Annotated in this window: 18 protein-coding genes; 12 read left to right on the top strand and 6 right to left on the bottom strand. The window is 68.6% G+C overall.

Annotated features, from left to right (window positions below; translation table 11 throughout):
- Positions 1-5: 5 nt before the first annotated feature.
- Positions 6-2,414, top strand: coding sequence for a DNA topoisomerase IV subunit A (gene parC, locus AC0IYU_RS26795; RefSeq protein WP_472123245.1), 2,409 nt, complete (start codon positions 6-8; stop codon positions 2,412-2,414).
- Positions 2,414-2,605, top strand: coding sequence for a hypothetical protein (locus tag AC0IYU_RS26800; RefSeq protein WP_435435705.1), 192 nt, complete (start codon positions 2,414-2,416; stop codon positions 2,603-2,605). The genes parC and AC0IYU_RS26800 overlap by 1 nt, the downstream gene beginning before the upstream one ends.
- Positions 2,606-2,642: 37 nt before the next feature.
- Here AC0IYU_RS26800 and AC0IYU_RS26805 read toward each other — a convergent pair whose 3' ends face one another.
- A complete protein-coding gene (locus AC0IYU_RS26805; protein ID WP_472123248.1) occupies positions 2,643-3,629 on the bottom strand; it encodes a Bug family tripartite tricarboxylate transporter substrate binding protein in 987 nt (328 codons plus the stop codon).
- A 23-nt stretch (positions 3,630-3,652) separates the two neighbouring features.
- Positions 3,653-5,197 carry a class I adenylate-forming enzyme family protein gene (locus AC0IYU_RS26810; protein ID WP_472123251.1) on the bottom strand — a complete coding sequence of 515 codons (1,545 nt, stop codon included), beginning with the start codon at positions 5,195-5,197 and terminating at the stop codon, positions 3,653-3,655.
- A gap of 293 nt (positions 5,198-5,490) precedes the next feature.
- Between AC0IYU_RS26810 and AC0IYU_RS26815 the strand changes: the two genes are divergently transcribed.
- Genes AC0IYU_RS26815 through AC0IYU_RS26830 form a run of 4 tightly spaced genes read left to right on the top strand, consistent with a single transcriptional unit; the run spans position 5,491 to position 8,699 of the window.
- Positions 5,491-6,219, top strand: a complete 729-nt coding sequence (locus AC0IYU_RS26815) for an SDR family oxidoreductase (protein WP_472123254.1) — start codon at positions 5,491-5,493, stop codon at positions 6,217-6,219.
- Positions 6,220-6,233: 14 nt separating this feature from the next.
- Positions 6,234-6,860: a DsbA family protein gene (locus AC0IYU_RS26820; RefSeq protein ID WP_472123258.1), complete on the top strand. Its 627-nt coding sequence runs from the start codon at positions 6,234-6,236 to the stop codon at positions 6,858-6,860.
- Positions 6,861-6,880: 20 nt separating this feature from the next.
- Positions 6,881-7,852 carry an NAD(P)H-dependent flavin oxidoreductase gene (locus tag AC0IYU_RS26825; protein WP_472123261.1) on the top strand — a complete coding sequence of 324 codons (972 nt, stop codon included), beginning with the start codon at positions 6,881-6,883 and terminating at the stop codon, positions 7,850-7,852.
- Between the two features lie 10 nt (positions 7,853-7,862).
- Positions 7,863-8,699, top strand: coding sequence for an IclR family transcriptional regulator (locus tag AC0IYU_RS26830; RefSeq protein WP_472123264.1), 837 nt, complete (start codon positions 7,863-7,865; stop codon positions 8,697-8,699).
- Between the two features lie 20 nt (positions 8,700-8,719).
- Here the strand turns inward: AC0IYU_RS26830 and AC0IYU_RS26835 are convergent, their stop codons facing one another.
- Positions 8,720-9,838: an MBL fold metallo-hydrolase gene (locus AC0IYU_RS26835; protein ID WP_472123266.1), complete on the bottom strand. Its 1,119-nt coding sequence runs from the start codon at positions 9,836-9,838 to the stop codon at positions 8,720-8,722.
- 185 nt (positions 9,839-10,023) lie between these two features.
- On the opposite strand from AC0IYU_RS26835, the gene AC0IYU_RS26840 reads away from it, so the two are divergent.
- Both AC0IYU_RS26840 and AC0IYU_RS26845 read left to right on the top strand, forming a co-directional pair.
- The gene (locus tag AC0IYU_RS26840) at positions 10,024-11,616 is read left to right on the top strand and encodes an esterase/lipase family protein (RefSeq protein WP_472123270.1); all 1,593 of its coding nucleotides are present in this window, start codon (positions 10,024-10,026) and stop codon (positions 11,614-11,616) included.
- A gap of 23 nt (positions 11,617-11,639) precedes the next feature.
- Positions 11,640-12,176 carry a cysteine hydrolase family protein gene (locus tag AC0IYU_RS26845; protein ID WP_472123272.1) on the top strand — a complete coding sequence of 179 codons (537 nt, stop codon included), beginning with the start codon at positions 11,640-11,642 and terminating at the stop codon, positions 12,174-12,176.
- Between the two features lie 7 nt (positions 12,177-12,183).
- On the opposite strand, the gene AC0IYU_RS26850 is transcribed toward AC0IYU_RS26845, so the two are convergent.
- Positions 12,184-13,146 (bottom strand): aldo/keto reductase, encoded by a 963-nt coding sequence (locus tag AC0IYU_RS26850; RefSeq protein WP_472123274.1) that lies wholly within the window; start codon positions 13,144-13,146, stop codon positions 12,184-12,186.
- Between the two features lie 75 nt (positions 13,147-13,221).
- Complete coding sequence (locus AC0IYU_RS26855) at positions 13,222-14,583, bottom strand: M20 metallopeptidase family protein (RefSeq protein ID WP_472123277.1); 1,362 nt, start codon at positions 14,581-14,583, stop codon at positions 13,222-13,224.
- Between the two features lie 135 nt (positions 14,584-14,718).
- Between AC0IYU_RS26855 and AC0IYU_RS26860 the strand changes: the two genes are divergently transcribed.
- Positions 14,719-15,615, top strand: a complete 897-nt coding sequence (locus AC0IYU_RS26860) for a LysR family transcriptional regulator (protein WP_472123280.1) — start codon at positions 14,719-14,721, stop codon at positions 15,613-15,615.
- Positions 15,616-15,629: 14 nt separating this feature from the next.
- Here the strand turns inward: AC0IYU_RS26860 and AC0IYU_RS26865 are convergent, their stop codons facing one another.
- Positions 15,630-16,754, bottom strand: coding sequence for an ABC transporter substrate-binding protein (locus AC0IYU_RS26865; protein ID WP_472123283.1), 1,125 nt, complete (start codon positions 16,752-16,754; stop codon positions 15,630-15,632).
- Between the two features lie 133 nt (positions 16,755-16,887).
- On the opposite strand from AC0IYU_RS26865, the gene imuA reads away from it, so the two are divergent.
- The 3 genes from imuA to AC0IYU_RS26880 are packed head-to-tail and all read left to right on the top strand — an operon-like array spanning position 16,888 to position 22,448.
- Positions 16,888-17,694, top strand: coding sequence for a translesion DNA synthesis-associated protein ImuA (gene imuA / locus AC0IYU_RS26870; protein WP_472123286.1), 807 nt, complete (start codon positions 16,888-16,890; stop codon positions 17,692-17,694).
- Positions 17,663-19,057: a Y-family DNA polymerase gene (locus AC0IYU_RS26875; RefSeq protein WP_472123289.1), complete on the top strand. Its 1,395-nt coding sequence runs from the start codon at positions 17,663-17,665 to the stop codon at positions 19,055-19,057. Before imuA ends, AC0IYU_RS26875 begins: the two co-directional genes overlap by 32 nt.
- Positions 19,050-22,448, top strand: coding sequence for an error-prone DNA polymerase (locus tag AC0IYU_RS26880; protein WP_472123291.1), 3,399 nt, complete (start codon positions 19,050-19,052; stop codon positions 22,446-22,448). Before AC0IYU_RS26875 ends, AC0IYU_RS26880 begins: the two co-directional genes overlap by 8 nt.
- The last annotated feature ends 63 nt before the right edge of the window (positions 22,449-22,511 follow it).

Consider the following 22,511-nt stretch of genomic DNA (forward strand, 5'->3'; position numbering starts at 1 on the left):
AGACGATGGATTCCCAACCTCCGCTCGACCTTGCGGGCCCCAACGACGGCGACACCACCCTCACGCTGGCCGACTACGCACAGACCGCCTACCTCGAGTACGCGCTCAGCGTGGTCAAGGGCCGCGCGCTGCCCGACGTGTCCGACGGGCAGAAGCCGGTGCAGCGGCGCATCCTTTACTCGATGTCGCGCATGGGCCTGGGCTTCGGCGGCACCAACGGCACGGTGGGCGCCAAGCCCGTGAAGAGCGCGCGCGTGGTCGGCGACGTGCTCGGCCGCTTCCATCCGCACAGCGACCAGGCCGCGTACGACGCGCTGGTGCGCATGGCGCAGGACTTCTCGCAGCGCTATCCGCTGGTCGACGGCCAGGGCAACTTCGGCAGCCGCGACGGCGACGGCGCCGCGGCCATGCGCTACACCGAGGCGCGCCTGGCGCGCATCACCAGCCTCTTGCTCGACGAGATCGACGAAGGCACGGTCGACTTCATTCCCAATTACGACGGCAGCACCGAAGAGCCGCGCCTGCTGCCCGCGCGCCTGCCCTTCACGCTGCTCAACGGCGCGAGCGGCATCGCGGTGGGCCTGGCCACCGAAATCCCGAGCCACAACCTGCGCGAGATCGCCGACGCCTGCGTGGCGCTGATCAAGTCGAACGGCCAGTTGAGCGAAGAAGAACTCTTCGCCATCGTGCCCGGCCCCGATTACCCGGGCGGCGCGCAGATCATCAGCAGCGCGAGCGACATCGCCGACGCCTACCGCACCGGCCGCGGCTCGCTCAAGGTGCGCGCGCGCTGGAAGATCGAAGAGCTGGCGCGCGGCCAGTGGCAGCTGGTGGTGAACGAACTGCCGCCGGGCGTCAGCACGCAGCGGGTGCTCGAAGAAATCGAGGAAATCACCAACCCCAAGGTCAAGACCGGCAAGAAGGCACTGAGCGCCGACCAGACGCAGCTGAAGGCGGCGATGCTGTCGGTGCTCGACGTGGTGCGCGACGAGTCCAGCAAGGACGCGGCCGTGCGCCTGGTGTTCGAGCCCAAGACCTCGCGCATCAGCCAGGAAGAGTTCATCACCACGCTGCTGGCGCAGACCTCGCTGGAAACCTCGTCGTCGATCAACCTCACCATGGTGGGCATCGACGGCAAGCCGACGCAGAAGTCGCTGCGCCAGATGCTCAACGAGTGGATCGCGTTCCGCCAGGTCACCGTCGAGAAGCGCTCGCGCCATCGGCTGAACAAGGTGCTGGAGCGCGTGCACATCCTCGAAGGCCGGCAGCTGGTGCTGCTGAACATCGACGAGGTGATCGCGATCATCCGCGCGGCCGAAGACCCCAAGGCCGCGCTGATGGCGCGCTTCAGCCTCAGCGAACGCCAGGCCGAGGACATTCTTGAAATCCGCCTGCGCCAACTGGCGCGGCTGGAGGCCATCAAGATCGAGCAGGAGCTCAAGGGCCTGCGCGAGGAACAGAAAAGGCTGGAGGACATCCTGGGCAGCCCGGCCGCCTTGCGCCGCCTGCTGGTGAAGGAAATCGAAACCGACGCCAAGACCTTCGAAGACCCGCGCCGCACGCTGATCCAGGCCGAGAAGCGCGCCGTGGCCGAAGTGAAGGTGGTCGACGAGCCGGTCACCGTCATCGTGTCGCAGAAGGGCTGGGTGCGCGCGCAGAAGGGCTGGGTGAGCGAGAAGGCCGCGGCCAACGGCGCGAGCGCGGAGAAGGGCGCCACGCCCGAATACAGCTTCAAGTCGGGCGATGCGCTCTACGGCGCCTTCGAATGCCGCAGCGTCGACACCCTGCTGGTGTTCGGCTCCTCCAAGGACAAGGGCGTGCGCGTCTACACCGTGCCCGTGGCCTCGCTGCCCGGCGCGCGCGGCGACGGCCAGCCCGTCACCACGCTCATCGAGCTGGACAGCGGCACGCACGTCACGCACTTCTTCGCCGGCCCGGTCGGCGCGAGCGTGCTGCTGGCCAACACCGGCGGCTACGGCTTCATCGCCACGGTCGAGAACATGATGTCGCGCCAGCGCGGCGGCAAGGCCTTCATCGACGTGGGCGAGGGCGAGCAGCTGTGCCGGCCTTCGCTGGTGGGCGGCGCGAGCGGCGCCGAGCCGATGCCCGCGGCCACGCACGTGGCCTGCGCCTCGACGGGCGGGCGCATCCTGACCTTCGAGATCGCCGAGCTCAAGAGCCTGCCCAAGGGCGGCCGCGGCCTCACGCTGATCGACCTGGAGCCCAAGGACACGCTCGCGGGCGCGGCGGCCTACACGCGCAGCGTGCGCATCGAAGGCATCGGCCGCGGTGCCAAGGAGCGCGAGGAAACACTGGAGATCCGCACGCTGAACAACGCACGCGGCAACCGTGCGCGCAAGGGCAAGGCGGCCGACCTGGGCTTCAAGCCGACCGGCGTCGTGCGGGTGCTGTGATGGGCGGCATCGACGTCAGCGTCATCGGCCTGTTCATTGCCGTGGTCACCGGCCTCGGCAGCTACGTGCTGGGCAAGCGCATGCGCGAGAAGCGCGCGGCGAAGAAGCGCGAGAAGGAGCGCATCGCTTCGCAGGCCGGCGAGACCCGGCAGGTGCGCCGGGCGCGCGAGCGCAAGGAGCGCGGCGGGTAGCCATGTCCCGGCGACGAGCCTGCCCGGCCTTCAGCGCCTATTTGCGGGACAGGCCCAGCGCGTCGAGGATTTCCTTCTCGCGCTTCATCGCATCCACGGCAAAGGCGCGGTAGTCTTTCGCGCTCATGTAGTCCGGCTCCATCTCGTAGCGGGCCAGCATCTCCCTGAACTCCTTCGTCTCCATCGCCTGCTTGAACGCATCGTGCAGTTTGGCGGCAATGACGGGGTCCAGCCCCTTGGGGCCTACCAGTCCCCAAGGCGAGGTCTGCACGATGTTCGCGCCGCTTTCCTTCAGCGTGGGCACGTCCGGGTAGCGCGCCATGCGCTTGTCGCCCCACACGGCGATCAGCCGCAGCTTTCCGGAGTCCACGTAGGGCACGAAGGCGGAGGTCTCCGCCGCGGAGTCGACCTGGCCGCCCACGATGGCCTGCAGCGATTCGGCGCTTCCCTTGTACGGAATGTGGTTGAGCTCGATCTTGTACAGGCGCGACAGCTGCTCCATCGTCAGGTGGTTGGTGGTGGCGATGCCGGGCGTGCTGTAGGTCAGCTTGCCGGGGTTCGCCCTGGCGTGCGCCACGTAGTCCTTCAAGGTCCTGATCGGCGAGTTCGCGGGCACGACGATGCCGAAGGCGTAGCCGGTCAGGCCGATCACATAGCTCAGGTCCTTGGCCGGGTCCCACCTGATGTCGTTGGTGTAGGGCAGCCGGTAGACCCCGGCCGAGGCAATGCCCAGCGTGTAGCCGTCCGGCGCGGCCGACTGCAGGCTCTGCGCGGGCATCGTGCCGCCGACGCCGGGCTTGTTCTCGATGACGATGGGCTGCTTGAGGATGGCGCCCGCCTTTTCCGCGAGCACCCGCATCGGCGCATCGGTCGAGCCGCCCGGGGCGAAGCCGATCATGATCTTGATGGGCCGCGAGGGATAGGCGCCCGGCTTTTCCTGGGCGTGAGCCTGCGGGCCGGGAACGACGACGGCGGCAAGGCCGGCGAGCGTGAATGCGAGGGCGTGAAATGTGCGATGGCGCATGGGAGTGCTTGAAGTGATGGTGTTCATGGCGCGGTGTTCAAAGGCGTCTGCGCGAGCGCTTTCAGCACGCCCTTGAGCACCTTGCCGTTGGGTGCCGACGGCAGCGTCGCCATGGCGCGGATCTCGCTGGGCTGCTTGTAGGGCGACAGGTGCTCGCGCAGGTGCGCGCGCAACCGCGCGTCGTCGATGGGCATGCCTTCCCTGGTTTCGATGAAGGCCACGATTTCCTCGTTGTGCCCGGCCTCGCGCCCGACGACCGCCGATTGCACGACGCCCGGGTAGGCGTTCAGCACCTGCTCCACCTCGAGCGGATAGACGTTGAATCCCGAGCGGATGATCAGCTCCTTGGTGCGTCCGGAAATGAACAGCGCGCCGTCGGGCGTGAGCCGCGCAAGATCGCCCGTGTTGAACCAGCCCGCCGCATCGATCACGGCCGCGGTGAGCTCGGGGCTGCGGTAGTAGCCCTTCATCACACCGGGTCCGCGCACCCACAGCTCGCCTGCTTCGCCTGGTTCGACGCTGGCGCCGCCCAGGCCCTGGATGCGAAGCTCGACGCGCGGAATGCCCGGGCCGACGGCGCAGTCCTCGCGCGGCGTGTCCAGCCGTGTCTGCGCGACGGTGGGCGCGGTCTCGGTCAAGCCGTAGCCGTTGTGCAGCGGCAGCCTGAATTCCCGTTCCACCTCGGCCTTGAGGCTGGGCGTGAGCGGCGAACCGGCCACGCTGATCAGGCGCAGCGCGGGTGCGTCGATGGCCACGCCGCTCTTGCGCGCCCACTCCAGGATGCGGGCGAACAGCGCGGGCACGCCCGTGAACACGCTGACGCCATCGCGGCGCAGCGCCCGCACCGCGTTCTCGGGTGCAAAGCGCGGCTCGAGCAGCAGCGCGGCGCCCGCGCACATCGCGCCGAGGAACTGCGTCGACAGGCCCACCACATGCGCCATCGGCAGCACGCCGTAGACGACGTCGCGCGGGCCCAGCCGCCGCAGCTCGCGCGCGGAGGTGGCCACGAACATCAGGTTCGCGTGCGTCAGCATCACGCCCTTGGGCGCGCCCGTGGTGCCCGACGTGTAGACCATGGCCGCCACCTGCTTCGCGGGGTCGGCGTCGCAGGGCTCCGGCAGCACGTCCTCGGCGAGCGGGCCGATGGCGATTTCGCCCAGGTCGCTGCCGAAAGGCGTGGCCTGCTGGCGCTGCGCGTGGCCGCGCGCCTCGGGCGAGACATGGCACAGGTACAGCACGCGCCGCGCGCCGGAGTGCGCGATGAACTGGTCGATCTCGCGTGGCGACAGGCGCGCGTTCACCGCGACGGTCCAGGCGTCCAGCTTGCTCAGCGCCAGGAAGGCGACGCACAGCGCCGCGCAGTTCTCCCCGACGATGAGCACGCGGTCGCCGGCCCGCACGCCCGCGCCGGCCAACTGCCGCGCCATGGCGTCCATCTGCGCGCCGAGCTCGCCATAGCTCAGCGACACGCCGGCGTCGCGCAGCGCCAGCGCGTCGGGCTGCCCGGCGATCCAGGGCGAAAGAAGGTGGTGCACCCGAGGGGGCTGGGCGTGTGTCTCGGTCGTCATTGGTGGGTCGGTCCCGTGTTTCGAATGGCGGCGAGTCTATGAAGCAAGCGCTCCGTAGCATGTCTTTTGAAAACTGCACTGCAGAACAGAGAGCAGGGATTTCCCCAGTGAGAACGCACCGGGTTTCATCGCTTTCATTCGAGCGGCGGTGCAAGCCGGCATGCAGCTTCAAGTTCTGCAATGCAGTTTTGAATTCCGCCCGCCATGCGCTGTTCGGCAGTCCGGCATCCCAGAATGAAGTGGCCGCGCGGCAACCCGCGTGCATTCACAGACCGACCGACGAAAGACAACGCATGAACGACAAGAAAGCCATCCTCGTGATCGGCGCCGGAGACGCCACCGGTGGCGCCATCGCCAAGCGATTCGCCCGCGAGGGCTACATCGCCTGTGTCACCCGTCGCAGCGCCGACAAGCTCCAGCCGCTGGTGCGCGAGATCGAAGCCGCGGGCGGCCAGGCGCACGGCTTCGGCAGCGACGCCCGCAAGGAAGAGGAGATGGTCTCGCTGGTGGAGAACATCGAGAAGAACATCGCGCCCATCGAGGTGGCGGTGTTCAACATCGGCGCGAACGTGCGCTTCGGCATCACCGAGACGACGGCGCGCGTCTACTTCAAGGTGTGGGAGATGGCCTGCTTCGGCGGCTTTCTCATGGGCCGCGAGGTGGCCAAGCGCATGCTGGAGCGCGGGCGCGGCACCATCATCTTCACCGGCGCCACCGCCAGCCTGCGCGGGCGCGACGGCTACGCCGCGTTCGCCGGTGCCAAGCACGGCCTGCGCGCGCTGGCGCAGAGCATGGCGCGCGAACTGTGGCCCAAGGGCATCCACGTGGCGCACCCGGTGGTCGACGGCGCCATCGACACCGAGTTCATCCGCACCAACTTTCCCGAGCGTTACGCGCTGCTGGATCAGGGCGGCGTGGTGTCGCCGGACAGCATCGGCGAGGCCTACTGGCAGATCCACCAGCAGCCGCGCGATGCGTGGACGCACGAGATGGAACTGCGCCCGTGGATGGAAACCTGGTGAGCAGGGGAGCGACCATGAACGAGACGAACACCGTGAAGCTGCGCTTTCTCTTCGACTTCGGCAGCCCCAACGCCTACCTGTGCCACAAGGTGCTGCCAGCCGTGGCGGCGCGCACGGGCACTGCGATCGAGTACGTGCCGATCCTGCTGGGCGGGCTCTTCAAGCTCACCAACAACCGCTCGCCGGCCGAAGCCTTCGCCGACATCGCGAACAAGCGCGCCTACGACGCGCTGGAGTTCCAGCGTTTTCTTGCCAAGCACCGCATCACGGCCTACCGCCGCAATGAATTCTTTCCCGTCAACACGCTGACCATCATGCGCGGCGCCGTCGCGGCGCAGGCGCTCGGCTGCTTCGAGCGCTATGTCGATGCCGTCTTCTCGTGCATGTGGGAGCGCAGCCTGAACATGGCCGACGCGAACGTGGTGGCCACCGCGCTGAACGACGCGGGCCTGCCCGCGGCCGAGCTGTTCGCGTCCATGCAGACCGCCGAGGTCAAGCAGGCGCTCATGGCCAACACGCAGGCCGCCTTCGAGCAGGGCGCCTTCGGCTCGCCCACCTTCTTCGTGAACGACCAGATGTTCTTCGGCAAGGACCGCCTGCGCGAGGTCGAGGAAGAAATCGTTTCGCAGCACAGCCACTGACAGTCCCCGGCACTTTCACCATGAAAACCAGAATCACTGAACTCTTCGGCATCGCGCACCCCATCATCCAGGGCGGCATGCATTTCGTCGGCTTCGCCGAGCTGGCCGCGGCGGTCTCCAACGCGGGCGGCCTGGGCATCATCACCGGGCTCACGCAGAAGACACCCGAACTGCTGGCGAAGGAAATCGCCCGCTGCCGCGAGATGACCGACAAGCCCTTCGGCGTGAACCTCACCTTCCTGCCGACGTTCGCCTCGCCGCCGTATCCCGAGTACATCGACGCCATCGTCGAAGGCGGCGTGCGCATCGTCGAGACGGCGGGGCGCAGCCCCGAGCAATACATGCCGCAGCTGAAGAAGGCCGGCGTGAAGGTCATCCACAAGTGCACCTCGGTGCGGCATTCGCTCAAGGCGCAGGCCATCGGCTGCGACGCGGTGAGCGTCGACGGCTTCGAGTGCGGCGGCCACCCGGGCGAGGACGACGTGCCCAACTTCATCCTGCTGCCGCGCGCGGCCGAGGCGCTCGACATTCCGTTCGTCGCCTCGGGCGGCATGGCCGACGGCCGCAGCCTGGTGGCCGCGCTGGCGCTCGGCGCGGAGGGCATCAACATGGGCACGCGCTTCATCGCCACGCAGGAGGCACCGGTGCATGCGAACGTGAAGGCGGCCATCGTCGCGGCCTCCGAGCTCGACACGCGGCTGGTGATGCGCCCGCTGCGCAACACCGAGCGCGTGCTGAACAACGCGGGTGTGGAGGCCTTGCTCGCCATCGAGCGCGAGAAGGGCGCGCGCACGCAGATCGACGACATCCGCGAGTTCGTGGGCGGCGTGTACCCGAAGGTGATGGTCGACGGCGACATGGACGCCGGCGCCTGGAGCTGCGGCATGGTGGCGGGCCTGATCCACGACGTGCCCACCGTGGCAGAACTGGTCGCGCGGATCATGCAAGAGGCCGAGGCCATCGTTTCGCAGCGCCTGGCACGGCTGCTCTAGAGTAGGGCGCATGAAGCGCGCAGAAATCCATTCCAAGCGGGAGCTCGGCGAATACGAAGACGTCGAGCGCAAGGTCAACGCCAAGGAAGACCGGCACTTCGTGACGGCCCTCGCGCGCGGCCTGCAGGTGCTGCAATGCTTCGCCTCGGGCGAGGAGCGCCTGGGCAACCAGGAGCTGGCCGAGCGCTGCGGGTTGCCCAAGTCCACCGTCACGCGGCTGACCTACACGCTGACCAAGCTCGGCTTCCTGCACCACGTGGCGGAGTCGGGCCGCTACCGGCTGGGCATGGCCACGCTGACGCTGGGCGGCACCACGCTGTCGCGGCTCGATGCCAAGGAGGTGAGCCGTCCGCTCATGCAGCAGTTGGCCAACGACACCGGCTGCCTCATCGCGCTGGGCATGCGCGACGGCATGTCGATGCTCTACCTGGAAACCTGCCGCAGCGATTCGATCGTCACCATCCGGCTGAACATCGGCTCGCGCATTCCGCTGGCCACCTCGGCGATGGGGCGGGCCTACCTGGCCGGTGCCAAGCCGGGTGCGCGCCGCGGGCTGGAGGAGCGCATCCGCACGCTCGACGTGGCGGGCTGGCCGCGCATCGAGCAGGGAATCCGCCAGGCGGTCGCCGACATCGAGCAGTACGGCTGCTGCAGTTCCTTCGGCGACTGGCGCGGCGAGGTGAACGCCATCGCCTCACCGCTGCGGGTCGGCAAGGGCATGCCGCTGATGGTGCTGAGCGCGGCGGGGCCGCGCTCGATGGCGCCGGAGGCCTTCATGCACGACGTTCGCCCGCAATTGCTCGATACGGTGCGCGCGATCGAGCGGCATTTCCGCAATCCGGCCTAGGCCCTCACAAGCAATCAAGCTCAGCGCAGCCCGACCCACCAGCGCGTGTTGGTGCGCGCCTGCCCCACCGTCACCACCTCGCCGATCACCGGGGTGGCCAGCTCGATCTTCTTCGCCTCGGTGAGGTCCGCGATGCGGTCCAGCGGGTCGTGCCAGGTGTGGAAGGCCAGGTCGAAGGTGCTGTTGTGCACCGAGAAGAACACCTTGCCGCGCAGGTCCTCGAAGGCCTGCACGCTCTGCTCTGGCGTCATGTGCACGGCGGGCCACATGGCGTCGTAGGCGCCGTTTTCCATCAGCGCGATGTCGAAGCCGCCGAAGCGGTCGCCGATCTGCTTGAAGCCGGGGAAGTAGCCCGAGTCGCCGCTGTAGAAGATGCGCTGGTCGCCGCTTTGCACCACCCACGAGGCCCACAGCGTGCGGTCGCGGTCGCCCAGGGTGCGGCCCGAGAAATGCTGCGCGGGCGTGGCGGTGAGCTTCACGCCGTCGTGTTCGCCGCCTTGCCACCAGTCGAGCTCGCTCACGCGCTCGGCCGGCACGCCCATCACCACCAGCCGCGAGCGCACGCCCAGGGGCACGAAGTAGCGTTGCACGCTTTTCGAGAGGTACTCGATGGTGGCCAGGTCGAGGTGGTCGTAGTGGTCGTGCGAAAGAATCACGCCCTCGATGGGCGGCAGCTGTTCGAGCGTGATCGGCGGCTGGTGAAAGCGCTTCGGCCCGGCCCACTGCACGGGCGACACGCGCTCGCTGAACACCGGGTCGATCAGCCAGTACTTGCCGCGCAGCTTGAGCAGGTGCGACGAGTGGCCCAGGCGCACCACGTGGTTGGTCTTGACGTCGAGCGCGTCGAGCGTGGCCCGGTCCAGCGGCTTCACCGGAATGGCGTCGACGGGCACGCTGTCGACCTTGCTGCCCACGATGAAGCGCGACCAGATGCGCCAGGCACTGGCCTGCGCGGGCAGGTCGGGGTTGGCCATGTTGTGGAATCCGCCGTCCTTGAACTGGGGTGAGTTGTCGTAGCGTGCCTCGCCGCTGGCGGCGCTGCAGCCCGCCACGAAGGCGCAGCCGGCCGCGGCCAGCGCGGTGCCGCGGCGCAAGAGTTGCGGCAGGTAGGAGCCCTGCGGGCCTGATTCGTCAGCCATGGGGGAGCCTTCTTGATTGTGTTTGTCGGATGGCGGGAGATTAGCCATGGCAGGCGTTTCAATGGTTTCAGCCTTAGAAACATTCGGCAGGCAGGGCCTTTGCCTATGCCATGCGCTGTATGGCCGGCGCCCCTGTGCCTCGGCACACTGGAAGGCTCGATCGGCTTCGACAAGGCGGCAGACCCATGAGCAGCAATCGCTATCCCATCATCTACGTGCGCGGCTACGCCATGACCGAGGCCGAGCGCGACGACACCGCGGCCGATCCGTTCTGCGGCTTCAACCTGGGCTCCACCGTGTACCGCGCCACGGTGAAGAAGGAAGCGCCCGCGCAGAAGTTCGTCTTCGAGTCGCCCGTGGTGCGGCTGCTGGCCGACTTTCAATACCAGAGCGTCTACCAGAACGGCCTGGACATCCTCGACCCCGACTGGAAACCATCGCCCGACGAGACCGGCAAGGACGTGGACGGCATTCCCTCGGCCTCGGTCATCATCTATCGCTACTACGACTCGGGCTCCGAGCTGCTCGGCGACGGACAGTCGAAGGACGTGACCGTGTACGCCCAGGGCCTGAGCCAGCTGATCCTGCGCGTGCGCGACCTGGTGGCCCTGCGCGAGGGGCCGGGCTACGACCGCGCCGACTTCCGCTGCTACCTCGTCGCGCATTCGATGGGCGGCCTCGTGGTGCGGGCCTTGCTGCAGAACCCGGCGCTCGGCGACGCGGCGGCGCGCGCCTGCGTCGACAAGGTGTTCACCTATGCCACGCCGCACAACGGCATCGACATGGGCGGCATCAACGTGCCGGCCTGGCTCACCGCGAACGAGATGAACACCTTCAACCGCGACAAGATGTCGGAGTTCCTGGCCACCGCGCCGGTCGACGGCCGCATGGACTACCTGCCGGCCACCGCCTTTCCGCCCGAGCGCTTCTTCTGCATGGTCGGCTCCAACCGCGGCGACTACGAAAGCGCCAAGGGCCTGTCGCGCATGTTCGCGGGCCACGGCAGCGACGGGCTGGTGCGCATCGAGAACGCCTCGCTCTGGTCGACCGATGCCGCCGGCAAGACGCTGCCGGTGGCCACGGCCTACACCTACCGCTCGCATTCCGGCTTCTTCGGCATCGTCAATTCCGAGGAGGCCTACCAGAACCTCGTGCGCTTCCTGTTCGGCGACGTGCGGGTCGACCTGTGGTTCGACGTCGATGGCGTCACGCTGCCGCCCGACCTGCCCGCGGGCGCCGACGTCGACGCGCTCTACCAGGTCGAACTGCTGGCCGCGCCGCGCGGCAAGCGCTGGTACCTGAGCCGGCGCGTGGCGGAAGAAGACTCGCCCGCCTGCCGCACGCACAAGGAACTGACCGACCCCGCCAAGGCCGACCGGCGCGCCATCTACCTGTCGAGCGTGTTCCTTGCCAACAAGGCCCGCGTGAAGCAGGACCGCCCGACACTGGCCTACGCCATGACCCTGGGCGTGCGCGTGCCCGACTACCAGGTCAACAACAAGTTCTGGCTCGACGGCCACTACGAGGGCAGCTCGCTGTTTCGCGACACGCTGGTCATCGAGCTCTCGCCGCCCGCGGCGGACGATGCGGCGCAAAACTGGAGCGTCAAATACGGCTGGCAGACCGACACGGCAGGCAAGGCCTCGCTGCCGATCAGCCCCAGGCAGCTGGCCGGTGGCAAGCTGCAGTTCGTGATGCCGCTGTCGAGCCTGGGCGCCGCGCCGGCCGCGCCCGGCATCAGCGGGAAAGTACGGCTCGAGGTGAGTGCCTGGAACTGAAGCCCGCGGCTACGATGGGCGCCATGAAAACTGCCATCCTCGTCATCGACGTCCAGCGCGGTCTGTGCGACGACCTGCCGCGTCCCCATGAAGCCGAAGAAGTGATGCAGCGCATCAACGCGCTCACCGAACGCGCCCGCGCGAGCGGCGTGCCGGTCGCCTTCATCCAGCATGAGAACGCGGTGGACCTGGAGTTCGACTCCGAGCGCTGGCAGCTCGCCGGCGCGCTGAACACCGACTCGCGCGACGCGAAGATCCGCAAGACCACGCCCGACTCGTTCCTGCGCACGCCGCTCGAAGCCTGGCTGTCGGACCGGGGCGTGAAGCGGGTGGTGATCTGCGGCTACTCCTCGGAGTTCTGCGTGGACACCACCACGCGCCGCGCCGCCGCGCTGGGCTATGAGGTCGTGCTGGCCGCCGACGCGCACACCTCGCACGACAAGCCGCATGCCACGGGCGCGCAGATTCGCGCGCACCACAACGCCACGTTGTCGGACATCACGAGCTTCGGCGTGCCGATTCGCGCGGTGCCCGCCGCCGACATCGTGCTGGCCGGCTGAACGCTTTCTATCCGGCCAGTTCGCCGGCGTGCCGTCGCCAGAAGGCCGCATCGGCGTACGTGCCCACGCCGGCAGCCGCGTTGTCGGCCATGTGTTCGGCACGGCTCGTGCCCGGTATCACGCAGGTCACGCCGGCGTGGCCCAGCACGAACTTCAGCAGCAACTGCGCCCAGCTCGTGCAGCCGATCTCCGCGGCCCAGCCGGGCAGCGGCTTGCCACGCAACCGGCGCAGCAGGCCACCGCCGCCGAACGGCAGGTTGACGATCACCGCCACGCCGCGCTCGGCCGCCAGCGGCAGCAGGCGCTGTTCGGCGTCGCGGGCGTCGGCCGAATAGTTGATCTGCAGAAAGTCGAGCTTCTCCGCGCGCAGCAACGCCTCGACCTCGCCATAGGCCGACGCCGTGTAGTGCGTGATGCCGATGTAGCGCACGCGGCCTTGCGACTGCCAGCCGCGCAGCGTGGCGAGGTGGGTGCGCCAGTCGACCAGGTTGTGCACCTGCATCAGGTCGATGCGCGGCGTGCGCAGGCGCTTGAACGATTGCGCCATCTGCGCGGTGCCGGCCTCCCGCCCCGAGGTCCAGACCTTGGTGGCGAGAAAGGCCTTGTCCCGCCCACCCGAGATGGCCAGCAGCTCGCCGGTGGTTTCCTCGGAGCGGCCATACATCGGCGAGCTGTCGATCACCGTGCCGCCGGCCGCGAACAGGGCGTCGAGCACGCCGGGCAGGCGCCGGTATTCGTCGGTGCCGGGGCGCTGGTCGAAACCGATCCAGGTGCCGCAACCGACGACGGGCAGGGCTTCCTGCGTGGAGGGAATGGGTCGGGTGTTCATCTTCGTCGGCATGGGCGGTGGCGGCTGCTGCTGCGCGAAGGACGGTAGCGCCGCGCCCGCCGGCAGCGTCGCAAGCAGCCGCAGGAACCGGGCGCGTGAAAGACCAGGGAGCTTGGCGCTGGGCGGGCCGGGTGGTGTCATGGATGCGCGCCACCTTAGCACCGCGGCCCTGGAAAACCGGTGCATCGGCGCATCGCCGCGTTCAGCCCAGGGCGATCAGTTGCCGCTGCCGGTGCTTGCGGCGCCCGCCGGCTTGTTCATGTACGCCAGCGTGCTGCCCACCAGCGCGCGCACGCCCACCTTCATCGCCGACTCGTCGATGACGAATTCCGACGAATGGTTGGGCGCGCCGTGCCGGTCGCCGAAGGGCGAGGCGTTCAGGTGCCAGAACACGACGGGAATGTTCTTGCCGAAGGAGCCGAAGTCTTCCGAGCCCATGCTGGGTTGCGACTCGCGCGCCTTGCCCGCGCCGGCGGCGGTTTCCAGCGCCTGCGCCACCGCCTGCGTGGCGGCGGGGTCGCTCACCAGCACCTCGTAGCCGGTGTCGATGGTCACCTCGGCCGTGAGGCCGTGGCTCTCGGCGATCTTCTGCGCCTTCAGGCGGATGTTGTCGTGCGCCACCTTCTGGTTCTTTGCCGACAGCGAACGCACCGTGCCCGCGATCTCGGCCGTGTCGGGCAGGATGTTCACGCGGTTGCCGCTTTGCAGCAGGCCCACCGTGACCACGGTGGGGCCGTCCAGCGGATCGATCTGGTGGCTCACGATGTTCTGCAGCGCCAGCACGATCTCGGCCGCCGCAACGGTGGGTTCCTTGGCGGTCCATGGCGAGGAGCCGTGGCCCCCCTTGCCCTTGAGCGAGATCTTGAACACATCGCCGCTGGCCATGAAGCCGCCGCGGCGGTAGCTGATGGTGCCCGACGGGCCGCGCGCGTTGATGTGCTGGCCCATCACCACGTCGACCTTCGGGTTGTCGAGCACGCCGGCCTTCACCATGGCGGGCGCGCCGCTGAGCACCGGGCCGGGGCCTTGCTCTTCGGCCGGCTGGAACAGGAACACGACCGTGCCGGGCAACTCCGCGCGCATCTGCGAGAAGGCCTGCGCGGCGCCCAGCAGCATGGCCACGTGCGTGTCGTGGCCGCAGGCGTGCGACACCGGCACCTCCGCGTTGAGCCAGGGCGCCTTGTCGGTTGACTTGAAGGGCAGGTCGTTGCGCTCGAGCACGGGCAGGGCGTCCATGTCGGCGCGCAGCGCCACCACCGGGCCCGGCCTGCCGCCGCGCAGCACGGCCTTGATGCCGGTCTTGGCGATGCCGGGCTGCACCTCGATGCCGGGCATCTTCGCGAGCGCGGCGGCAATGTAGGCGGCGGTCTGCACCTCCTGGTAGGAGAGCTCGGGTTGCTGGTGGATGTGCCGGCGCCACGCGATGACCTGCGCCTCGGAGGCGTCCGCCAGCGCCAGCGCGCGCGTGGCGAGGGCGTTGCCGGCGTCCGGTGCGGCCTGCGTGGCTTGCGCGAAGGCGGCGGTGTTCAGGAAACTGCCGGACAGCATCAGCAGGGCAAGGCGGGAGCGGATGTTCATGGTGTTCTGCAAGGAAAGTGAAAGAACCGCCGCGGACCTTAGCGAAAGCGGGGGTGAAGGAAAAGATCCGAGAAACTTCGAGGCGATCAAAATTGCTGATCGCCCCTTTTTCGATTGCCCGCACGGCTGCACGCCATGAACCTGAAGCACCTGAAGATCTTCGAAGCGGTCGCCGATGCCGGCAGCATCCGCGCCGCCGCGCGCGGCGGCGAGCTGACGCAGCCCGCCATGACCTACGCCATCCGCGAGCTGGAGCACAGCGTGGGCGCGCAGCTGCTGGTGCGCAGCGCCAAGGGCGTGGTGCTCACGCCGATTGGCGAAGCGCTGCTGCGGCGCGCGCGTTCATTGGCCGACGAGGTGCGCCGCACCGAAGAAGAAATTGCGCAGCTGCGCGACGGCGCGGGCGGCTCGTTGCGCGTGGCCTTCAGCTCGTTCGCGGTCGAGCGGCTGCTGCCGAACGCGCTGCTCGACTTTCGCGCCCGTTGGCCGGGCGTGGCCCTCGAGCTGCAGGAGCTCAGCGGCACCGACGTGAACGGGCTGTGGAAGCGCAGCGAGTTCGACTTCGCCATCCTCGGCGAGCTGGAGCCCGTGGCCCACGACGGGCTGCAAAGGGAAGTGCTGCTCGACTTTCCACTGGCCGTGGTCGCCAAGGCAGGCCATCCGCTGGCGCGCGTGCGCGCGATGGGCAAGCTGCACGAGGCGATGTGGGTGGTGCCCAGCTACGGCGCGCAGCTGTTGCGCCGCTGCTTCGCGCAGCTTGGCGAAGCGCCGCCGCGCGACATCGTGGTCTGCCATTCGTGGCAGCTGGGCATGACGCTGGTGAAGCGCGCGGGCGCGCTCACGCTGGCGTCGTCCTCGTTGTTCACGCGGGCGGCCGCCTCAAGGGGGCTGGTGGCGCTGCGCCTGGCCGACAGGTTGCCGAACGTGCAGGTGTCGCTGCTGATGCGCGACCGCGCGGCGCTCACGCCCGCCGCGCAGGCCTTCGCCCAGGCGCTGCAGGCGGTGGCGCGCACGGTGCAGGCGGGCGGCTGAAGGGGCCGTGCTGGTCAGCGCAGGTACCGCCCGTCGGCCTTCAGCATCGACAGCTCGGAGAAGGTCAGCCCGCGGTGCTCGCCGGGACGGTAGGCCACGGCGATGCCGCCGAGATCGAGCGTCTTGAACGACTCCAGGCCCTTCTGCAGCGACTCCGGCGTCGGGTTCGCGCCCGCGCGCTTGAGCCCTTCGGCCATCACCTTGGCCGTGACGTAGCCCTCGAGGCTGGCGTAGCTGAACTCGGTCGCGCCGATCTTCTTCATGGCGGCCTGGTATTCGGCGATGACCGGCATCGCGCTGTTCCAGGGGTAGGGCACCACCTGCGAGATGACCACGCCGGCCGCGTCCTTCTTGATGTCCTGGAACAGCTTCTGCCCGTTGAGGAAGGAGAACGAATAGAAGGCCGTCTCGCCGCCGGCCGCGCGGTAGGCCGTGATGAACTTGGCGGCCACGTCGTTGGTGGCCGACAGCACCACCGCCTTGGGCTTGAGCTTGGCCAGTTCCTGCGCGCGCTCGGTGGCGTCGGAGCCGTCGTTCTTCACGGCCACGCTGCCCACCATCTTGTCGCCGCGCTCGGCAATGAATTTCTGCGTGCTTTCCATCGCCGAGCGCGCGCCCGGGTTGTCGTTGTACGCGAAGGCGATGCGCGACAGGCCGATGGTGAAGAGGTGGTTCACGATGCGGCTGTATTCCTCGTCGAAGCTGATGCGCACCGGAAAACCGTACTCCGAGAATTTCACCACCGGGCCCGCGCCGGTGTACGGGCCGACCACGGGAATCTTCAGTTCGTTGGCGGTCTTCAGCGCGCCGACCGACGACGAGGTGCCGATGGGCATCAGGATGCCGACCGCGCCTTCGCTGGCGAAGGCCTTGACGTTCTCCGAGCCCTTGGCAGGGTCGTAGGCGTCGTCGAGCTGGCGCAGTTCCACCGGCCGGCCGTTGATGCCCCCGCCGGCGTTGAGCGCGGTGAACATGGCCCGGATGCCGACCAGCGGCTCGGTCGACAGCGAGGCGAGCGGCCCGGTCTTCACGTAGGTCTGGCCGATGACGATGGGCTTGGGTTGGGCCTGCGCCGGTGATGGGAGTGCCAGTGCCAACGTGCACAGGGCGGTGAGGGCGGCGGCGATCGAACGAATCATTTTGTGTATGAAAGTCACAAACTGTTAACAAACTTATCTTAAGGCAGCGTTCCGTTGGGGTAAATCGATCTTTCCCCGTCTTTGCTTGTGGCGCATGGAATACTGTATAAAAATACAGTTAACAGTCTTCACCATGGGCCTTCCTTTCCTCGACTCCTTTTCCGCCGCCGCGGGCCGCGGCGTCTGGCACGCCGACGAACTCGGCCTGGCCGACGCGCAGATCGTTGCCACCGGCCATGCCGCGCTCGACGCCGAGTTGCCGGGCGGCGGTTGGCCAGTCGGGGCGATGACGGAGCTGCTGCAGCACTCGCCCGAAGCGCATGTGTGGCAGCTGTTGCTGCCCGCGCTGGCGCAGGCGGTGCAGGCGCGCGGCGGGCCGGTGGTGCTGATCGGACCGCCCTACGAGCCTTGCGGGGCTTCGCTTGCGGCCCAGGGTCTGCCGGTGGAGTCGCTGATGTGCGTCAAGAGCGAGGCGGCGCCCGCGCGCCTCTGGGCCTGCGAGCAGGCGCTGCGCTGCGCGGACGTGTCGGCCGTCGTGGCGTGGCTGCCGCAGGCGCGGGTGGGCGAGCTGCGGCGGCTGCAGCTGGCGGCCGCACAGCATGAGCTGCTGCTGTTCGTGTGCCGGCCCGAATCGGTCGCGCTGTCGGCCTCGCCCGCGCGCCTGCGCATCAGCGCCTTGCGCTGCGAGGCCGACGCGTCGCAGATCGAACTGCACATCCTCAAGCGCCGCGGCCCGCCGCTGGCCGCGCCGCTGATGCTGCCGGCGCGCAACGCGCGCATGGCCGCGCTGCTCGCCGCCGCCCGGCTGCGGCGCAAGCTGCGTTTGCAGCAGCGGGGCACGGTGCCCGCCGGCGCGGCGGCCACCTCGGCCACCGTGGTGCGCATCGACGCATGGAAGGGAGGCCAGGATGCACTGGATCGCCTTGCAGTGGTCGCTTGAGGCCGATACCCCCGATACCCCTGACACCCCGGATGCCGCCCGCGCCACCGATGTCGTGGCCCTGCCCACGCCTGAAGCGCTGGGCTGGTGGGCGCTGCAGTACACTCCCCACGTCGCCTGGCAGGACGAGGCGCTGATGCTCGAGGTCTCCGCCTGCGAACGCCTGTGGGGCGGCCGGACCCCGCTGATGCGGCAGTTGCTCGCATCCAACCCCGTGCCCGGCGCGCGCATGCTGGGCGCCCAGGGCGCCACCAGCCTCATAGCGCTGGCGCGGCTGCGCCTGTTCGCGCGCCAAGAGCGCCGTCCCGGGGAGATTCCGGCCGGCCTGCCGCTGGACACGCTGACGGCCGCCCACGGCCACCTCGACCTGCTCGCGCGCATGGGCTGCCGCACCTGGGGCGACGTGGCGGCGCTTCCGCGCGGCGGCCTCACGCGGCGCTTCGGCGCCGAGTTGCGCGTGGCGCTCGACGCCGCCTGGGGCCTGCGCCCCGAAAGCCACGCTTGGCTCACGCTGCCCGACGTGTTCGAGCAGAAGCTGGAGCTGCCCGCGCTGGCCGAGACCGGACCCGAACTCATGTGGTCGGCCAACCGGCTGCTGTCGGCCCTGCAGATCTGGCTGCGCGCACGCCAACGCGGCGCGCGCGCGCTCGAGCTGCAATGGACGCTCGACCTCAAGCGCTTCAACGGCGTGAACCTGCCGCCGCACCAGCAGCTCACCGTGCGCACCGCCGAGCCCACGCAGGACATGGCGCACCTGCGCCGCCTGTTGTCCGAAAAGCTCGCCCTCACCACGCTGGCCGCGCCCGTGAGCTGGCTGAAGCTGCGCACGCTGGAAACCGACCCGTGGGCCGGCGCCAGCACCAGTTTCTTGCCGGAAGACAACCGCAAGGGCGACAAGCTGCACGAGATGGTCGAGCGGCTCAGCGTGCGGCTCGGGGCGCAACAGGTGGTGGTGCCGTCGGCGCAGGCCGACCATCGGCCGGAGCGCAAGCAGGCGTGGCGGCCGGCGCTGCAGAAAGAAAAGCCACCCGACAAGGCGCTCGACAAGGCTCGCAAGGAAGCGCAGGCCGCCGCGTCGCAGCCCGACGCCCTCTACCCGCCGTGGCTCTTGCCCGAGCCGCTGCTGCTCGACATGGACGGCGAGCGCCCGTGCTATCGCGGCCCGTTGAGCCGGCTGATCGGTCCACAGCGCGTGGAAACCGGCTGGTGGGGCGGCAAGGAAGAGGGCGGCCAGCCCGCACTGCGCGACTACTACGTCGCGCAGAGCCCCGAGGCCGGGCTGGTGTGGATCTTTCGCGAGCGGCACGCCGCGCGCTTTTCTGCCGGCGAGGTGCGCTGGTACCTGCAGGGCTTCTATGCCTGAGCTCAGCGACAAGCAGGAGCGCAAGCGCCAGCTCGCCAAGGTGCATGCGCTGCCGGTGCAGATGCGGGCGCGGCCGGCGGCGGAACTGCCTGGCTATGCGGAGCTGCACTGCCTGACCAACTTCAGTTTCCAGCGCGGCGCTTCCACGCCCGAAGAGATGGTGGAGCGGGCCTACCAGCTGCGCTATGACGCGCTGGCCATCACCGACGAATGCTCCGTGGCCGGCATCGTGCGCGCCTGCGTGGCCCTGCGCGACCTGCCCGCCAAGCTGGAGGCGCATGAGCGCGAGTTCCCCGACGAGCCGAAGATTCCGCGCAATCCCGGCTTTCGCCTGCTGTTCGGCAGCGAGTTCCGCTTCGAGCGCTTCAGGCTCGTGGTGATCGCGAACGACGCCGAGGGCTGGGGCAACCTGTGCGAGTTCATCACCGCCGCGCGTACCACCACCGAACTGCCCAAGGGCGAATACCTCGTGAGCTGGGACGACAGCGTGAACGGCAGCAACGTGGCCTCGCTGCAGCGCTGCCAGGTGCTCTTCGTGGCGCATCGCATGCCCGGCGAGACCGTGGACGCGGCCACGCTGCATGAAGACCTGACGGCAGCCAAGGCCCTGTACGGCGACAACCTCTGGCTGGCGCTGGAGCTTTTCAACGAGATGGACGACGACCTGTGGTTCGTCACGCTGGTGCAGGCGGGCGAGGCCGCGGGCGTGCCCCTGGTGGCGGCCGGCGACGTGCACATGCACTCGCGTGCGACCAAGCCGCTGCACGACGTGCTGACGGCCGTGCGCGAAGGCAGGACGGTGGCCGAGTGCGGCTTCGCATTGCAGTCGAATGCCGAGCGGCACCTGCGCTCGCGTGTGCGGCTGGCTCAGTTGTACCCGCAGGAAATGCTCGAGAACACGCGGGTGGTGGCCGAGCGCTGCAGGTTCGATCCGCAGGAGATTCGCAAGAACTATCAGTACCCGCTCGAAAGCGTCGGCAATGGCGAGACGCCGGCGCAGACACTGGTGCGCAAGACGTGGGAGGGCGCGCTCGACAAATACCCGCTCGAAAAATATGCCTCGTGCATTCCGGCCAGCGTCTGCATGCAGATCCACAAGGAGCTGGCCCTCATCATCGAGCTGGGCTACGAGATGTTCTTTCTCACGGTGGAGAACATCGTGAGCTTTGCCAAGTCGCAAAAGATCCTTTGCCAGGGGCGCGGCTCATCGGCCAATTCGGCGGTGTGCTACTGCCTCGGCATCACCGCCATCGACCCCAAGAAGGGCACGCTGCTGTTCGAGCGCTTCCTGAGCCGTGAACGCAACGAGCCGCCCGACATCGACGTCGACTTCGAGCACCAGCGGCGCGAGGAGGTCATCCAGTACATCTACGAACGATACGGCCGCGAGCGCGCCGCCATTGCCGCCGTCGTCATCTGCTACCGATCGCGCAGCGCGTTGCGCGACGTGGGCAAGGCCATCGGCATCGACGAGCGGCTGATCGACGAATTCGCCAAGGACCACTACTGGTTCGACGACACCTTGCTCGGCGAGCAGCTGAACGCGGCCTGCGAGCGCGCGGGCGTGAAGGAAGACGCGCTCAAGATCGAACACTGGATCGAGATGACGCAGCGGCTCAAGGGCTTTCCGCGCCACCTGAGCCAGCACGTGGGCGGCTTCGTGCTCACGCACACCAAGCTCACGCGGCTGGTGCCGGTCGAGAAGGCCTCCATGAAAGACCGCTCCGTCATCCAGTGGGAGAAGGACGACCTCGAGGCCATGGGCATGCTCAAGGTCGACGTGCTCGCGCTCGGCATGCTCAGCGCCATCCGCCGCGGGCTCGACCACATGAACCGCTGGCGGGGCTCGATGGTGGAGATGCACCAGGTGCCCAACGATGACCCGCAGGTGTTCGACATGATCTGCGACGCCGACACCGTGGGCGTGTTCCAGATCGAGAGCCGCGCGCAGATGTCGATGCTGCCGCGCCTGAAGCCGCGCACTTACGAAGACCTGGTGATCGAGGTCGCGATCGTGCGGCCCGGGCCCATCCAGGGCGGCATGGTGCATCCGTACCTCAAGCAGCGCGAGCGGGTGCGCAAGGGCTTGCCGATCCACTACGAGAAAGAAGAATTGCGCATCGCGCTCGAACGCACCCTGGGCATCCCGATCTTCCAGGAGCAGGTGATGCAGATCGCGATGATCGCGGCCAAGTTCTCGGCGGACGAAGCCGACCAGCTGCGCCGTGCCATGGCGGCGTGGAAACGCAAGGGCGGCCTCGACAAGTTCCACGAGAAGCTCGTCGAGGGCATGAAGGACAACGGCTACAAGGTCGAGTTCGCCGAAGCCATCTTCAAGCAGATCCTCGGCTTTGGCGACTACGGCTTTCCCGAGAGCCACGCCGCGAGCTTCGCGCTGCTGGTCACCGTGAGCAGCTGGCTGAAGAACTACGAACCCGCCTGCTTCCTCGCCGCGCTGCTCGATTCGCAGCCGATGGGGTTCTACAGCCCTTCGCAGCTGGTGCAGGACGCGCGGCGCCATGGCGTCGAAGTGCGGCCGGTCGATGTCATGGTGAGCGAGATGGACACCACGCTCGAAGCCCGTGCGCCCGATGCCCCGCGCATGCCGGCGGGCACCGACGCGCGCTACGCCGGGCGCCTGGGCAACGACAACCAGCCCGCGGTGCGGCTGGGCCTGAACCGCGTCCAGGGCCTCAGCGCGGCAGGCGCCGAGCGGCTGCTGAAAGCCCGCGCGCAGGCCCCCTTCATCAGCACCGAAGACCTCGCCCTGCGCGCCGAGCTCGAAAGCAAGGACATGGCCGCGCTGGCCGCGGCCGATGCGCTGATGGCGCTCTCGGGCCATCGGCGCCAGCAGGTGTGGGACGCCACCGCCACCCGCGGCATGGGCGCGCGCGCGCCGGCCCTGCTCAAGGGCGTGCCCATTCACGAGCAGGCGCTGCTGTTGCCCGCCGCGCCCGAGGGCGAGGAAATCGTCGGCGACTACGCGGCGCTCGGCCTCACGCTGCGCCGCCATCCGCTCGCGCTGCTGCGCCCGCGCCTGGCGCGCATGAAGCTCATGAGCGCGGCCGAACTGCGCGAGATGGCCACGGGCCAGACCGTGCGCGCCTGCGGCATCGTCAAGGGGCGGCAGCGGCCCGGCACCGCCAACGGCACCATCTTCGTCACGCTGGAGGACGAGACGGGCAACGTCAACGTGATCGTGTGGAACCACGTCATCGACGCCTGGCGCGAGCCGCTCCTGAAGTCGCGCCTGCTCGCGGTGCAGGGCACCTGGCAGCGCGACGACGACAGCGGCGGCAAGGTGCAGCACCTGGTGGCCACCGGCTTCAAGGACCTGACGCCGCTCATGGGCCGTCTGGCGCAGAGCAACACCAGCCGCGACTTCCATTGAACCGAATGCAACCGATCGTTCCATGCCTCGCGCCATTCGCGAGTTTTCGCTAACCTGTTCCTG

Source organism: Variovorax sp. AC103, assembly GCF_979254005.1.